The organism is Streptomyces sp. NPDC127038 (assembly GCF_042725875.1).
In the GTDB taxonomy this organism is placed as follows: Bacteria; Actinomycetota; Actinomycetes; order Streptomycetales; family Streptomycetaceae; genus Streptomyces.
The window spans coordinates 151,743-166,509 of the sequence record NZ_JBHXDQ010000006.1 but is presented as its reverse complement, the minus strand read 5'-3'; the positions used below and the strand labels follow the sequence as shown (position 1 = coordinate 166,509).

General features: G+C 68.4%; 11 protein-coding genes and 4 pseudogenes. 7 read left to right on the top strand and 8 right to left on the bottom strand.

The window, feature by feature from the left end; all coding sequences use genetic code 11:
* The first annotated feature begins 532 nt into the window (after nt 1–532).
* Nucleotides 533–1,282 carry a DUF4142 domain-containing protein gene (locus tag ACFWI4_RS07050; RefSeq protein WP_339135017.1) on the top strand — a complete coding sequence of 250 codons (750 nt, stop codon included), beginning with the start codon at nt 533–535 and terminating at the stop codon, nt 1,280–1,282.
* 27 nt (nt 1,283–1,309) lie between these two features.
* Here ACFWI4_RS07050 and ACFWI4_RS07045 read toward each other — a convergent pair.
* A pseudogene (locus ACFWI4_RS07045) lies at nt 1,310–2,065 on the bottom strand (IS5 family transposase); the annotation flags it as partial.
* Nucleotides 2,066–2,454: 389 nt separating this feature from the next.
* Here ACFWI4_RS07045 and ACFWI4_RS07040 point away from each other — a divergent pair.
* The gene (locus ACFWI4_RS07040; RefSeq protein WP_387191797.1) at nt 2,455–3,567 is read left to right on the top strand and encodes an alkane 1-monooxygenase; all 1,113 of its coding nucleotides are present in this window, start codon (nt 2,455–2,457) and stop codon (nt 3,565–3,567) included.
* Between the two features lie 127 nt (nt 3,568–3,694).
* Here the strand turns inward: ACFWI4_RS07040 and ACFWI4_RS07035 are convergent.
* Nucleotides 3,695–3,858 (bottom strand): annotated as a pseudogene (locus ACFWI4_RS07035) (IS21 family transposase); the annotation flags it as partial.
* 112 nt (nt 3,859–3,970) lie between these two features.
* Nucleotides 3,971–4,801, bottom strand: coding sequence for an oxidoreductase (locus ACFWI4_RS07030; RefSeq protein WP_387191795.1), 831 nt, complete (start codon nt 4,799–4,801; stop codon nt 3,971–3,973).
* 91 nt (nt 4,802–4,892) lie between these two features.
* Here ACFWI4_RS07030 and ACFWI4_RS07025 point away from each other — a divergent pair, with 91 nt between their 5' ends.
* Nucleotides 4,893–5,471, top strand: a complete 579-nt coding sequence (locus ACFWI4_RS07025; RefSeq protein ID WP_387191793.1) for a TetR/AcrR family transcriptional regulator — start codon at nt 4,893–4,895, stop codon at nt 5,469–5,471.
* 141 nt (nt 5,472–5,612) lie between these two features.
* On the opposite strand, the pseudogene ACFWI4_RS07020 reads toward ACFWI4_RS07025, so the two are convergent.
* Together ACFWI4_RS07020 and ACFWI4_RS07015 are read right to left on the bottom strand one after the other, a co-directional pair.
* Nucleotides 5,613–5,748: pseudogene (locus ACFWI4_RS07020) on the bottom strand (IS30 family transposase); the annotation flags it as partial.
* Complete coding sequence (locus tag ACFWI4_RS07015; RefSeq protein WP_387191791.1) at nt 5,744–6,307, bottom strand: IS30 family transposase; 564 nt, start codon at nt 6,305–6,307, stop codon at nt 5,744–5,746. The pseudogene ACFWI4_RS07020 and the gene ACFWI4_RS07015, both read right to left, overlap by 5 nt.
* Here ACFWI4_RS07015 and ACFWI4_RS07010 point away from each other — a divergent pair.
* Nucleotides 6,307–6,952 (top strand): annotated as a pseudogene (locus ACFWI4_RS07010) (DDE-type integrase/transposase/recombinase); the annotation flags it as partial. The gene ACFWI4_RS07015 and the pseudogene ACFWI4_RS07010 sit on opposite strands and share 1 nt — an antisense overlap.
* Before the next feature lie 35 nt (nt 6,953–6,987).
* Here the strand turns inward: ACFWI4_RS07010 and tkt are convergent.
* From tkt to ACFWI4_RS06995, 3 genes are all read right to left on the bottom strand, one after another.
* Nucleotides 6,988–9,204: a transketolase gene (gene tkt, locus ACFWI4_RS07005; protein WP_387191789.1), complete on the bottom strand. Its 2,217-nt coding sequence runs from the start codon at nt 9,202–9,204 to the stop codon at nt 6,988–6,990.
* Between the two features lie 155 nt (nt 9,205–9,359).
* Nucleotides 9,360–11,015, bottom strand: coding sequence for a transaldolase (gene tal / locus ACFWI4_RS07000; protein WP_387191787.1), 1,656 nt, complete (start codon nt 11,013–11,015; stop codon nt 9,360–9,362).
* A gap of 531 nt (nt 11,016–11,546) precedes the next feature.
* On the bottom strand, nt 11,547–11,756 hold the full coding sequence (locus tag ACFWI4_RS06995) for a hypothetical protein (RefSeq protein WP_387191786.1): 210 nt from the start codon (nt 11,754–11,756) through the stop codon (nt 11,547–11,549).
* Nucleotides 11,757–12,437: 681 nt separating this feature from the next.
* Here ACFWI4_RS06995 and ACFWI4_RS06990 point away from each other — a divergent pair.
* The 3 genes from ACFWI4_RS06990 to ACFWI4_RS06980 all read left to right on the top strand — a co-directional run bounded on the left by ACFWI4_RS06990 (nt 12,438) and on the right by ACFWI4_RS06980 (nt 14,555).
* Complete coding sequence (locus tag ACFWI4_RS06990) at nt 12,438–13,310, top strand: SDR family oxidoreductase (protein WP_387191784.1); 873 nt, start codon at nt 12,438–12,440, stop codon at nt 13,308–13,310.
* A 44-nt stretch (nt 13,311–13,354) separates the two neighbouring features.
* Nucleotides 13,355–13,873, top strand: coding sequence for a hypothetical protein (locus ACFWI4_RS06985; protein ID WP_387191782.1), 519 nt, complete (start codon nt 13,355–13,357; stop codon nt 13,871–13,873).
* A gap of 208 nt (nt 13,874–14,081) precedes the next feature.
* Nucleotides 14,082–14,555 carry a hemerythrin domain-containing protein gene (locus ACFWI4_RS06980; protein WP_387191910.1) on the top strand — a complete coding sequence of 158 codons (474 nt, stop codon included), beginning with the start codon at nt 14,082–14,084 and terminating at the stop codon, nt 14,553–14,555.
* Nucleotides 14,556–14,767: the final 212 nt, after the last annotated feature.

Here is a 14,767-nt window from a genome sequence, read left to right as displayed (position 1 = left end):
GCAGTTGCGGGTGGCCGGGGCGGGGTGCTGGGGTAGTGGTGCTGAGGGCACGGCCGGCCGTGACGAAGGAGAGCGGGAGACGGTCTGCCGCCGTAGGGTCCAGGGCGCCGGTCGGCGCGGCCCGCAGTGCTTTTTGCCGCCTTCGGTCTGGCTCACGCGGTTGTGGATGCAGAACAGGCATGGCCACTGGTGATCATGTGGGTGTCGATTCCCTGTGAGCACCAAGCGAGTCCATGCCTGCGCGTCCATCCTGTATGCCGTCCTGTCTACAGCCGGACCGCGCGGCCACCTGAGCAACCCGGGCCGTGGGCGCTCCCCGGGCCCTGACAGGGTGGCTTGCCGCGCGGCCCTGCTCTGTGGTCGCGGTGGCCGGGGCCGGGCCGTAGCCGCCGGCCTGCACTGACCGCGAGCATCCACGTGACCGGCGTTGCCTTGCCGGCCGCGCCGTTCGTTGAGTCCGAACGGCCTCTTGCGCGTACTTCCGTTCGTCTGCCTCCGGGCGGCGCCGACGGACAAACCACAGGCAGGAGGAATGGTGCAGTCTTCGCGAAATGTGATGGGAACACTCTTCGTGGGTGGTGCTCTGACCCTGACACTCGCCGCCCTCGTCTACCCGGCGATGCTGGGCCTGGACAACGCCTCGACGTCGAACGACCGCATCATCGCCAACACGCAATGGGGGCCGCTGACAGAGGGCGAACGCGACTTCGTGGTCAAGGTACGCGCAGCCGGCCTGTGGGAGCACCCGCTCGGTTTGATCGGCCTGCAAAAGGGACAGAGCCCGGCCGTCAAGACCGCCAGCCAGCACCTCGTCGACGGGCATGCCGCCCTCGACGCCAGCTGCCGCAAGATCGCGCCGATGCTGAACATCACGCTGCCCAACGTGGCCAGCCCTCAGCAGCAGGGCTTCGTCACCCAGCTACAGGCCGAGTCGGGGCGGCAGTTCGACACCGACTTTGCCAACATCCTGCGGATGACCCACGGCTCCATCTTCAACGCGATCGCCAAGATCCGCTCAACCACCAAGAACACGCTGGTCCGCGCCCTGGCTGACCAGGCGAACAACACGGTGCTCGACCACATCACCGTGATGGAGAAGACCGGCCTCGTCGACTTCGACACCACCGTCTTCAACCAGACCACCCCGCCCAAGCTGCCCAAGAGCGACTTGACCCCACCGGCGCCGGTGCCTGGTCAGCCCCAGGTTGTCCTCAATCCACCGCCCAACCCCACCTCCACACCCGTCGACCTGAGCGCCGCCCTCAACGCTGTTCCTAACTGAGCCGTTGGACGTGGCGATGGGTGAGACGGCGAGTCCGAGGAATGCTTCGTGGACGTCGTCGCGTCGTTCCCAGCGGATACGCAGACGGCGAAAGCCGTGCAGCCAGGCGATCGTGCGCTCCATGACGTCGCGGAAGATGCCCAGGCCGGTGCCGTGGGGCTCGCCGCGCTTCGCGATCACCGGTCGGATCCCGCGGGCCCAAAGCAGGCGCCGGTACTCGTCGTGGTCGTAGCCGCGGTCGGCCAGCAACGCGTCGGGGCGCCTGGGTGGCCTGCCGACGCGGCCCGCGACGGGCGGGATCTTGTCGAGCAGTGGCAGGGGCTGGGTGACGTCGTTGCGGTTCCCGCCGGTCAGTGACACCGCGAGCGGGATGTCCTGCCCGTCGACGATGAGGTGGTGCTTGCTGCCGGCCGCGCTCGGTCGACCAGGCTGGGCCCGCTTTTGGGTCCCGGCGAGCGGCCCTGACGTGGGAGGAGTCGATCACCGCCCAGTCCAGCTGGTGGTCCTTCGACCGTAGCTTCTCCAGCAGCAGCACGTGCAGTTGGTCCCGGACGCCGGCATCGTTCCAGGCGGCCAGACGCCGCCAGCACGTCATGACCGACCCGAAGCCCAGCTTCTGAGGCAAGTACTCCCCTTGGATGCCGGTGTGCAGGACGTAGAGGATCCCGCACAGTGCCTGCCTGTCCGGCACCCGAGGTCTGCCCTCGACCGGCTTCGCTGAGGCGCATCAGGAGGTCGGCGACCTCGGCGCGCCGGCCCTCCGCCACCCCTGGAATAGGACAAGCCCTGGTGCACCGGGAGCCCGACCGGTTCCTCACCGGCCCGGCTGATGGTGGATGGGGGGAGACCTCGGCGCGTTGGGTGAGGCCGGCCACCCGCACTCGGTCTCATCCGTTCTCCGCGGCAAGGGGCGGTCGACAGAGCTTGCCACCCGGTTGTGTGTTGCATCCGCTCCGCCCTTCCCATATCTCTGACAGATAGTCAGAATATTTACACTGTGCCGACTTTGTCAGCCGTTCGGTCGCCTGCCAGTCTGAGGTCCCCCCACCGCGTGCTTCCGACCCCCCCCGGGGGGAGACGGAAGCACGCGGATTTCAGATGAAGGAGTGGGTGCGATGAGCCACGTTGCCGATGGCGTTCCCTGGCGGGATCCCAAACGTCTGTGGTGGCCTTTGGCACTCGCCGTTCCGACCCTGCCCTGGCAGGCAGGAGCCCTGGTGCACCTCACCGGGGCGACGGTGTTCTGGTGGTGGGGACCTCTCTTCGCCTTCGTGCTGGTGCCGTTGTTCGATCTGGTGACCGGTGCGGACGGGAAGAACCCGCCCGAGGCGGTTGTGGAGCGCCTAGAAGGGGACCGCTACTACCGCTGGTGCACGTATCTGTATCTGCCGCTGCAGTTCGCGTCCTTGGTCTGGGCGTGTGCGCAGTGGTCCGGCGGTGGCCTCGGCGCCTTCGGCTCGTTCGGACTTGCTGCAACCACCGGGGTGGTGGCGGGCGTGGCCATCAACACGGCCCACGAACTCGGTCACAGGAGGGAGCAGGTGGAGCGCCGGCTCAGCCGCCTGGCACTGGCCCAAAGCTGCTATGGGCACTTCTACGTCGAGCACAACCACGGTCACCACGTGCGCGTCGCGACACCGGAGGATCCCGCCAGCTCCCAGATGGGCGAAAGCTTCTGGGCCTTTCTGCCCCGGACAGTTGTCGGCAGTCTGGGGTCCGCCTGGTCGCTGGAGCGGCGCCGCCTTCAGCGCCGGGGGCGACGTACGTGGAGCAGGCACAATGACGTCCTGTCCGCCTGGGCCCTGTCCGTGGCTGTTTTCGCGGCCCTCAGCACAGCGTTCGGCCTCGTGGTGCTGCCCTATCTGCTGCTGCAGGCGGCGCTCGGTATCTGCCTGCTGGAATCGGTCAACTACCTCGAGCACTACGGTCTGCTGCGCCGGCGACGCCCGGACGGTCGCTACGAGCGGGTCGCCCCCCGGCACAGCTGGAACAGCAACAACGCGGTCAGCAACCTCTTCCTCTTCCAGCTCCAGCGGCATTCCGACCACCACGCCAACCCTCTGCGCCGCTACCAGACCCTGCGACACTTCGACGAGGCCCCGCAGCTTCCCGCCGGCTACGCGGCGATGATCATCCTCGCCTGGCTCCCCCCTCTGTGGCGCCGAGTCATGAACCCGCGGCTGCTCGCCCACTACGGTGGCGACAGGAGCCAGACCAACCACAAGAAGGCGCGCGGGCAGCGATCGGAGCCCGCTCGGACCGACCCCACCATCACTCTCGGTTGACGCCCCCTGGCCTGCGGGCTGGAGATCCCGCCTGCACTGAGCCGGTCGGTGAGCAGCGGCGTCGAGATGCCGGGGGCGTTGATCGCTCAGTTGCAGCGCCCTTGACCGGGCGTCAGGTCAAGCAGGGGACCCGCCCACGCTCGGTTCGTTCGTTCTGCGGCGGCCGGTCCAAGTTCAACGCGCGGCCCTCACCGTGGTCCGGGCCGCTTCCAGCCGCCGCGAGATCTCCTTGATGGGCACGCCCTCGACTCGGTGCAGCCTACGTATCTCCGCCCAGTTCTCCGCTTTCAGTACTTTCTGGCTTGATTCACGGGTTGGGACAGCACGTGCGGGCGAGTTCGGGAGGCGCCTGGCGGATCGACAGCCCAGGAGGTCCGGCAGCACCCTGTGTCTGCCGGGTGGTTCAGCGGGGCATGCCGACGGCGCGGGTGATGACGGCGTCGAAGGCGCGGTCGGGCAGGATCCGGCGCAGGGCGATGAGGGGGTGGGCTGCGAAGCCGGTGGCGTAGCGGGTCCTGGGGCGGCGTGCGGTGACGGCCTTGCCGATGGCGTCGGCGATGACGGAGGGCGGGGAGTTGCGCTTGGTGTTGGCCTCGGAGCGCAGGGAGGAGGCGACGGCTGCGGCTTGCGCGGTGTAGGCGCCGCTGGTGGAGGACTTCTCCAGCTTGTCGGCGGCGATGGCGCCCCATTCGGTGGCGATGCCGCCGGGTTCGATCACGACGACGTCGATGCCGAAAGGCTTGGCCTCCAGGCGCAGGCAGTCGCTGAGGGCTTCGAGGGCGAACTTGGTGGCGTGGTACCAGCCGCCGAGCGGGGTATAGATTTTTCCGCCCATGGAGGTGACGTTGACGACGGTGCCGGCGCGCTGGGTGCGCATGTGGGGCAGGACGAGCTGGGTCAGCCGGATCGCTCCGAAGACGTTGACCTCGAACTGGTAGCGGGCCTCGTCCAGGGGGACGTCTTCCAGGGCTCCGTAGGAGCCGTATCCGGCGATGTTGGCGAGCACGTCGATGCGGCCGGTCTCGACGACGATCTTTTCGATGCCGGCCCGCATGGAGTCCTCGTCGGTGACGTCCATCGCCAGCGGGCGGATGCCGTGCTCGGCGAGCTTGGCGAGGCGGTCGGTGCGGCGGGCGGCGCCGTAGACGGTGTAGCCAAGTTCCTCCAGTTTGAGAGCGGTGGCTTCGCCGATGCCGGAGGAGGCACCGGTGACGAGGGCGGTCTTGGTGGGCATGGCGGGATCCTCACGGTTAAGATGAACTCAGGTTCACCATCTATCCTGAACCATGGTTCACATTGATGCAAGGGGAAGGGCAGGCACCTCCGTGACCCAGGCCAGGGCGCCGCGCGCCGACGCGGTCCGCAACCGCAAGAAGATCCTCACCGCCGCCGGCGGGCAGATCACTGCCCACGGCCCCGAGGTGGGGATGGACGAGATAGCCGCCGCCGCGGGCGTAGCCGTCGGCACTCTGTACCGGCATTTCCCCACCAAGACCGACCTGGTCGCCGCCGTCGTCGCCGAGTACGTCGCCCGGGTCGCCGATGACGCCGAGGCCGCGTTCGCCCGCGTCGCCGACGGCAGCGGCCGCGCCCTGGACGAGCTCACCGCGTTCCTCGGCCGTGTCGTCGAGCAGTCCGTGACCGACCGCGCGGTGAAGGCCGCCGCGCAGACTCTCGGCGCGGAGCCGGGCAACCGTGCCGACGAGGACCGTGCGGGCTCGGCCGTCGCCGGCCTCATCCGTGCCGGGCAGGCCGACGGTGACGTCAACGCGGACGTCACCGTCAACGACATCTACCTGCTGTTCTCCAGCGCCCCCACCGACCAGCCGCCGGCCGCCCGCGCCCGCTGGCTCGCCCTCGTCACCCCCGGGCTGACCACACATGCCCGGCAAGCACAGAGCTGACACCCGGCGTGCTCAGATGCCACGCCAGACAGTGCGGTCACTTCTGGCGAGCAGGGGTCAACTTTCAGAACCGGTGGATTCGCATGATCGTCGCAACGTTGCAGGCTCAGAGTGCCAGAGCCGCGGCGAATGCTTGAGCAGGGTCTGCCAACTCAGTGTCTTGCGGGGTCGGTTGTTCAGCCGGTGTTCGACGACGCGAAGGTCGTCAGCGGTGTGCAGGGACAGGTTCGTGCGCTTGGGGCAGGTACTGACGCAGGAGTCCGTTGACGCTTCTATGTCAAGCAGCGAGCTGGTGTTGGGTGATGTGGTGCTGCCAGGTAGCTCGGTCTTGGGTCATGGCGCGGTGGATGACGTCGATCAGGTGACGTTTGAGGATGCGCCGGGCTCCGCGGGCTCCTTTGGCCGGCTCGTGGCGGGCCAGCAGTGCTCGTGCGCCCGGGTGGAATCGCTGCTGGACGATGGACGTCGTGTAGAGCACGCTGTTGAGCCGCCGGTTGCCGCCTCGGTCCCGCCGGGCCTCTCCTGTCGAAGAGGCCCGGCCCGCCAAGACTGCACCAATAGGTGTTCTCATTCGTGCCTCGTTCCCAGGGACCGCCTGGGCGTGCGAAGAAGATCCCGTCGGTGAAGTAGGGCGCGAGTTCGTGATGGCGGGCCATCTCGGAGCCCTCGTCCCAGGTGAGACTCCGACGTGCCTGTTCCGGCAGCGTGCTGAGGGTGGCGATGAGGGCGTCACGCACCTGGCCGGGCGAGTGTCCCTCGGGCAGCGGGACCAGGCGGAGATAGCGGGTGCGTCGGTCGACGAGCGTGGCAACGGCGGATTGGCTGCGTGCGCCCACGACGAGGTCGCCCTCGCTTCCAAGTCTCACCCACCACAGCGAAAACGGTGGGCTGACCGATACCGCGAGCAGGGACCATCTGGGACACGGATCGCTCCAGAATCCGCGTCCCGCGCCGCTGGGGCTCAGCCCGCATCACCTACCTGCTCGGCCTCAGCCCCTCCACCGTGCACGAGTACTCAGCCGATGCCGAATCGCCCGGCCATGGCATCTGGACCGCGCCACAGGCCGCGTAGTCCGACGATACGAGCACGCCGCACCAGGCGACTTGGTACATGTCGGCATCAAGAAGCTCGGCAACATACCGGACGGCGGCGGCCATCAGGTCCTGGGCGGTCAGGCCGGTCGCAAGAACCCGATCGGCGGCGGCTACAGCTACATCCACCTCGCCGTCGACGACCACTCCCGCCCGGCCTACAGCGAGATCCTCACCGACGAGAAGAAGGAGACCGCCTCCGGATTCTGGGCCCGCGCGCAGAACTTCTTCGGCCAGGCCGGGATCTCCGTCCAGCGCGGCCTGACCGACAACGGCTCCTGCCATCGCTCGCGCGTGTGGTCCAGCACCCTGGCCGACGCAGGAATCACCCACAAACGCACCTCCCCTACCGCCCACAGACCAACGGGAAGGCCGAACGCTTCAACCGCCTGCCAGCCGTGTCCCCAGCCTCTCGGGTCTACAACTAGGGACGGTCGCCGGTGCCGCCGCCAATGGGGGTGGAAGTCTGCTGGTGGCCGCCGGGGCGCGCGGCCCGCTGGGTGTCGTGGATGCTGTCGCGGGCGGCCTCGGCAACCGCTTCGGGGGTGATGCCGAACTCGGTGAACAGGCGCTGGTAGGCGGCGGAGGCTCCGTAGTGTTCGAGGCTGACAATCCGCCCGGCATCCCCGACGACCTCGCGCCAGCCCTGCCCGATGGCGGCCTCGACGCTGACCCGTGCGCGTACGGTCGGCGGCAGGACCTCGTCCTGGTAGTCCTGGGGCTGGGCGGCGAACCATTCCCGGCACGGCATCGACACCACCCGCACCGCCAGTCCCTCGGCGGTCAGCAGGTTGCGGGCGTCCAGGGCGATCTGGACCTCTGAGCCGGTGGCGACCAGGATCACGTCGGGCGCCGCGCCGTCGGCCGTGTCCGCGAGGACGTATCCGCCGCGGCCCGCTCCCCGAGCAGATGCGTATTCGCCGTTGCTGCGGTCCAGGACCGGCAGGTTCTGCCGGGACAGGATCAGTCCGGCGGGCCGGTCGCCGTGTTCGAGGATGGTCTGCCAGCAGGTGGTGGTCTCGTTGGCGTCGGCGGGCCGGACGACGTCGAGGCCGGGGATGGCGCGCAGTGCGGCCAGGTGTTCGACGGGTTGGTGGGTGGGGCCGTCCTCGCCCAGGCCGATGGAGTCGTGGGTCCAGATGTAGGTGGCGGGCAGTTGCATCAGGGCGGCCAGGCGTACGGCGGGGCGCATGTAGTCGGAGAAGGTCAGGAAGGTGCCGCCGTAGGGGCGGGTCAGGCTCTGCAGGGCGATGCCGTTGAGGACTGCGCCCATGGCGTGTTCGCGGATCCCGAAGTGCAGGGTGCGCCCGTACGGGCCGCCCTTCCAGTCCTTGGTCTGGCGGTCGGCCGGCACGAAGGAGGGCTCCCCGTCCATGGTGGTGTTGTTGCTGCCCGCCAGGTCGGCCGAGCCGCCCCACAGTTCCGGCAGGACGGGGGCGAGCGCGGTGAGGATCTTGCCGGAGGCGGCGCGGGTGGCCATGCCCTCGGGGTCGGCGGGAAAGTCGGGCAGGGCGTCGCTCCAGCCGTCGGGCAGTCGCTGCTCCTGCAAGCGCTCCAGCAGCGCGGCGCGCTCAGGGTTGGCCGAGCGCCAAGCCGCGAAGGCCTCGTCCCACTGCTCGTGGGCCTCCCGGCCGCGGTCGGACGCGGCGCGGGTGCGGGCCAAGACCTCGTCCTCGACGATGAAGTGCGCCTGGGGGTCGAAGCCCAGCAGCGTCTTGGTGGCGGCGATCTCGTCCTCGCCCAGCGCGGAGCCGTGCGCCTCGCCCGTGTTCTGCTTGGTGGGGGCGGGCCAGCCGATCAAGGTACGCAGCATGATCAGGGAGGGCCGGCCTGTCTCCTCGCGGGCCGCCCGGATGGCCTCCAGGAGCGCATCGACGTCCTCGACGTACGTTCCGGTGCGCGTCCAGTCGACAGTCTGTACGTGCCAGCCGTAGGCGGCGAAGCGGGCGGGGACGTCTTCGCTGAAGGAGACGTTGGTGTCGTCCTCGATGGAGATGTGGTTGGAGTCGTAGAACACGGTGAGGCCGCCCAGTTCCTGGTGGCCGGCCAGCGATGCGGCCTCGGCGGTGATGCCCTCCATCAGGTCGCCGTCGGAGGCGACGACGTAGACGTGGTGGTCGAAGGGGCTGCTGCCCGGCTCGGCGTCGGGGTCGAGCAGGCCGCGTTCGCGCCGTGCCGACATGGCCATGCCGACCGCGCCGGCCAGGCCCTGGCCCAGCGGCCCGGTGGTGATCTCCACGCCGCGGGTGTGGCGGTGCTCGGGGTGCCCGGGGGTGGCCGAGTCCCAGGTCCGGTATGCCTCCAGGTCCGACAGCTCCAGGCCGAAGCCGGCCAGGTACAGCTGGATGTACAGGGTCAGGCTGGAGTGCCCGCAGGACAGCACGAACCGGTCCCGTCCCAGCCACTGGTCATCGGCCGGGTCGTGCCGCATCACGTTCTGGAACAGCAGGTAGGCCAGCGGGGCCAGGCTCATCGCCGTGCCCGGGTGCCCGTTGCCGACCTTCTGCACCGCGTCGGCCGCCAGCAGCCGCACGGTGTCCACCGCCCGCACATCGACCTCGTCCCAGCCGGCCTGCTTCGCCAGCGGGAGCGCCAAAGACCTGTCGCGTCGTACGGTGCCGCCGGACTGTTCACTCGCCATGCCGTTGCTCCTTCATCAAGCCGGTGGGCGGACGGCAGCAGAACGCCCGTACAGGGAGTCCGCTCTGCTGCCTTCCGCGTGGGGTGCCTCATCCCGTGGGCCGCGACGATTGCTCACCTGCCATGGAGCGGGCGAGCAATCGCTCACGGGAGCGATCAACTGGCGGGCGCGGTCTGCGGATCGAGCGCGCGGGTGGCGGCCGCGACCCTCAGCTCCTCCAGGGCCGTGCTCTGGCGCTCAGCGCGTTGCAGCAGGATGTCCAGATGCGCTGCGTCCAGGCGCCGGTCGGTCTCGGACAGTGCGCGCAGGCTCCGCCAGCACGCTGCCTTGCCCTGGACACCCAGGAACATCGCCTCTGCTTCCAGGACGTCGCTGAGCGGGGAGCGGGAGAAGAGGTGGCCGTTGGTCTTCAGGCGGCCGGCCTTCTCCGCGACCCAGCCCAGGACGGCCTTGGTGCGGTCAACGGACACTCCCAGGTCAGCCATGATCTGCGCCAGCGCGTCGCGGTCCTCCTCCACCTGCCGGGCCAGGTCCGTCAGGACTGCTTCCTCGCCCTCGCCCTTCCTCGCCCCGGCGGCGCGCTGGAAGAGCTCCAGGCCACCGGTCGCCCCGGTGTAGTGGTCGTTGAGGTAGATCGCCAGGAGGCCGGCGCTGTTCGAACCACCGTCCGCGGACCCGGCCCCCGACCTGGCGCCGGAGCGCATCGCGTTGTCCACCGAGTCCCCGAGCTCCGCCCAGCTGGCCTCGAACTTCTCCAGCCCCTCACGTTCCAGGGTGGCGGTCACGTCCGCGAAGTCGACACCGGCATCTTGCAGCGACGCCAGGTGGGCTGCGGCGGCGGCGTAGTCCTCGCCGGTCAGCGCGTGGCCGGGCACGGTGCCGTGGTCGGCAAACGCGGTCAGCGTGGTGCCGGGCATGGTGTTGACCGTACCCGCGATGACCAGGTCACTGACGTACATCGTGTCCGGGTAGTGCGGATTCTTCACCCCGGTGGACGCCCACAGCGGTCGCTGGACGTTGGCCCCGGCCGCAGCCAGGCGCTGCCAGCGTGCCTCGGCCACCACCTGCTCGTACGCCTGGTACGCCAGCCTGGCGTTAGCGACTGCGGACTTGCCCTTGAGCTCGTGGGCCTGCGGGCTGTCCAGGGCGTCGAGGCGGCGGTCGACCTCGGTGTCGACGCGCGAGACGAAGAAGGAGGCGACCGAGTGGATACCCGACAGGTCGAGCCCCGCCTCCAGGGCCTGCTCCAGACCGGCCTGGTAGGCGTCCATCACCTTTCGATACCGGTCCAGGGAGAAGATCAGCGTGACGTTGACGCTGATGCCCCGGGCGATGGCAGCGGTGATCGCGGCCAGCCCCTCACGGGTCGCCGGAATCTTCACGAACAGGTTCGGCTCACCCACCGTCTCCCACAGCCTCACAGCCTGCGTGACCGTGGCCTCGGCATCCCGGGCCAGCCGCGGGTCGACCTCGATCGAGACCCGCCCGTCCACCCCGCCGCTGCTCCGGTAGACCTCCCGGAACGCCCGGCAGCCCTCGCGCACGTCGTCGGTGGTCAGCGCGAAGACCGCGTCATCGACCTGCGCCCCCTGAGCACCAAGGCGCGCCAGCTGGTCGTTATAGCGGTCGCCCCTGGACAGCGCCGAGGCAAAGATCGTGGGGTTCGTGGTGACCCCGACCACGTGCTTGTCGGCGATCAGCTCCTTCAGCTCCCCGCCGGCCAGAAGCTCGCGGGACAGGTCGTCCAGCCACACCGACACCCCCGCGGCGGACAGCTCAGCGAGCGGATCGGACGAAGCAGAAACAGACACGCGAAACCTCCATGGTGGAGCGGCGCCGCCCAGCCGTACGGCTGTACGTACTGAAGACGCTGCCTGCCCAGGGAACGGACTGCGGCAGCGGCACCCGCTGCCTTCCGTGTCTCCGATTACGCCCGCTTCAAGCACCGAAGGCCCAGCGATCGCCGGTTGAAGGGCCTGGCGCGCGTCGACCACCGCGGCCCCGGCACCTCAACCACCGCTGTCACCCGGTGGGACCCGGGCACAGGCGTCTCTCTGGACGTGCCGGCGAACATCGGGTTCTGGGTCACGTCACATCGTCAGCAGTTCACTGCCCGCGTGCTGTCGGCCGATGTGATCCACCAGGAGTCGGCACCGCCAGACGTCATCCCGGCCGGCTGCACACCGTGGTGAACCGCCCCAGTCCTGGCAAGCACGAGGGCCCGGCCCATAGCTCGGTCCGGAGTCGCAAAAGCCGACGAGCGGGAAGGGACAGTCGCACGTGCTCAACGGATGGATCAACAACCGGCAACGCCCCCGCCCCCATCCAGGACAGCCCTCGCCTCAGCCGATGTCGGCGCAGATCGGATCGCTGGAAGGCAGCGCAGCGGCGACGTTCATCAGGGAGATGCGGACCATCTGGCTCAAGCGGGCCAGATGCAGGGCAGATGCGTCGTCGTAGACGAGCACCCTGAGAGCATCCACGTGGAGCTGGTCCTCATCGCCCAGGCGCGGCAAGCCGGCGAGCAGCTCGTGCGGGGGCCGTGCGGTCACGGCGGCTTCGATGTCCGCAAGCCGAAACCGTTGCACCAGAACCCCGGTGTCGGCTTCTCCCTGCGCGACACGCGTCCAGGACGAGGGCGTGGATGCTCAAGGTGAGCAGCGTTTTGAGCAGTGTCTCGGCTGTGGCGGGGCCCATCGACCAGGTCCGGTACCGCTCGAGGCGGTCGCTGCGCTCCCCGGGGATGCGGTCGACTGCCCGGAGGATTCGCTCGCTCCACGTCACACACGCCACCCAGACGTCCACGAGGTCGGTCTCTCCTTTGTCAGTCGGATTGAAGCTGTAAGGAGGCCAGAGGCAGCGAGTCTTCAGGACGGCTCCGCTCGCGAGTGACGACACATGCCCCGGTTGCCACCACCTCACCAGCTGTGGCGAGGGTCGGGCGCTGGTACAAGGACGCGGCGTGCGGGATCAGGCCCTTGCGACGGGCTGGCCGACCATCCAGGACGGAACAGGCCACTCCCGGGCGATGGCTTAGGACGGTCGCAATGACGCATTGAGGCCCGAAACCGCACGCTGCGCATGACGCGAGTGCCAGGGGTACTCGTTATTTCGATCGACAGCACTATCCGAACAGGCTCAGCCCTCTGGCCGCCCCACAGACGGCAACGTGTCGCCGACTGCGGCCAAGAGGTGGCCGATCTCTTCACCCCGACAGCCTCCGGAGGCGATCCATGCCTGACAATCCTGTAGACAAGCATCCCCGCCCCGACCTTCCGCAGCAGGACCAGGAGCATCCTGGATGGACGGGCCCCATGGATCCCCCGCCCGACCACGGTGAAGACTCCTACGAGGGCTGCGGACTACTCACGGACCGGAAGGCCTTGATCACGGGTGGCGACTCCGGCATTGGCCGTGCCGTGGCGCTGGCCTATGCCCGCGAGGGCGCAGACGTCATGTTCACCCACCTTTCCCAGGAGACGGAAGAGGCAGCCGAAACCAGCAAGCTCGTCGAAGGGGCAGGACGCAGGGCGGTCGCTGTCGAGTGCGACATACGCGATGAGGATCAGTGCCGTCGTCTGGTGGAACGAATGGTCGAAGAGTTCGGGCGCATCGATATTCTCGTCAACAACGCCGCTTACCAGATGTCTCAGCCGGACGGCATCGCCGCGATCTCGACCGAGCAGTTCGACCGGGTCGTGCGCACGAACCTGTATGGCATGTTCTGGCTCTGCAAAATGGCCCTCCCCCACATACCGGCGGGCGGCTCGATCATCAACACCACGTCCGTACAGGCCTACAAGCCGAGCCCGCACCTGCTGGACTACGCCACCACCAAGGGCGCGATCGTGACCTTCACCCAGGGCCTGGCACAGATGGTGGCGGGCGACGGCATACGCGTCAACGCGGTGGCGCCCGGCCCGGTGTGGACGCCGCTGATCCCCGCGACGATGCCGGACACCACAGAGTTCGGCAAGCAGGCTCCCCTCGGCCGGCCGGCTCAGCCCGCGGAGATGGCACCCGCCTACGTCTTCCTCGCCTCTCCACGAGCCAGCTTCATCACTGCGGAAATCGTCAATGCCACCGGGGGCACACCCCTGCCGTAACCGATCTTCCGACCCGCATCCGAGACATGGGCACTGGAGAGCACATGAGCACAGACATAGCCGTGGACGACAGGTGCATCGGCGCGTTCTGGGAGCTGAAGTCGAAGCGGGACATCAACACCGTGATCTACCGGCTCAACGATCTCCTGAACAGCTGTGTCGTCGAACACGAAGGAAATCTGACACACGACGAACTCCTGCTCGCACTACCCGCGAACGAACCCCGAATCGTCATCTACGACCTGCCCTTCGCAACCGAGGACGGCACGCGCCAGAACAAGATCCTTCTGATTTCCTGGCTGCCTCCAAGAGCGACTCCCCAGCACAAGGCCGCCTACGGCCACACTCACGCCGCCCTGCGGGACACGCTCGACGGCAGCCAGTTGCTGCCCGTGCGATCCACCTCGACAGCGGACCTGGCCTACCAGTGCCTCGCCTCCCACGCTCGGACCGCAGCACAGCTCGGGGACACCTCGGAACACAGCGGACTCACCACATCCGCGGGACAAGCCAGAACGCCGGCCAAAGGCCCAGGCCCCGCGCCATCAAGGCAATCCGCATGAGACACCACCGACGGGACAGATGTGCCGCCCACCACGGGGCGGCTTCCACCGACGTCTGAGGGCAGCGCACGTTCGCGCGTTCGGGCTAGGAGGGTCGCCTGTCAGGGCCACAACCCTGCGGCCAACGGACTCTCCAAGCGTGTATCGGGTACACGGCGTCAGGGCGGAGGGCCCGCTCCGCCCGATGACAGACGTGAGGGAGATCAAGATGGACGGGATCGTGCTGCTCAAGGAAGACCATAAAACGGTCGAGAAGCTGTTCAAGCAGTTCGAGAAGGCCGGAGACAATGCCCACGCCGAGAAGCGGAAGATCGCCGACCGGGTGATCGAGGAGCTCACCGCCCACACCTGGATCGAGGAGAAGATCTTCTACCCGGCTGCCCGGGAAGCCGCGCCGGACACCAAGGACCACGTCCTGGAAAGCGTCGAGGAGCATCACGTCGTGCTGTGGATGCTCTCCGAGCTCAAGGACATCGATCCGGCCGACGAACGGTTCGACGCCAAGATGACCGTCCTCATCGAAAACGTGCGCCACCACGTCGAGGAAGAGGAGAAGGAGTGGTTCCCCGAAGTCCGCAAGGCCATGGGCCGCAACCGCCTCACCGAACTCGGCGAACAGATGGAGACGGCGAAGCAGAAGTCCCCGGATGACCCGCTGGCCGTACCCAGCGCCGACCAGTAGCCGTGCCGCGTCCGCTCTGCCGAATCGGCCAGCGCACGCAGAAGGAGGGTCCAAGGGTGGCCCTCTCGCGTCCAAGCTGCCGCAGCGCGTGCCTATGGGCAGCGATCGTCGCTGCCCACAGGCATGACGCGGTGCCTTCCCTGCACATGCGTTGGCAGTGGGGGACCCCGTCATCACGCCGGTTCGCAGGCTCTCACTCGTCAGCCCAGTAG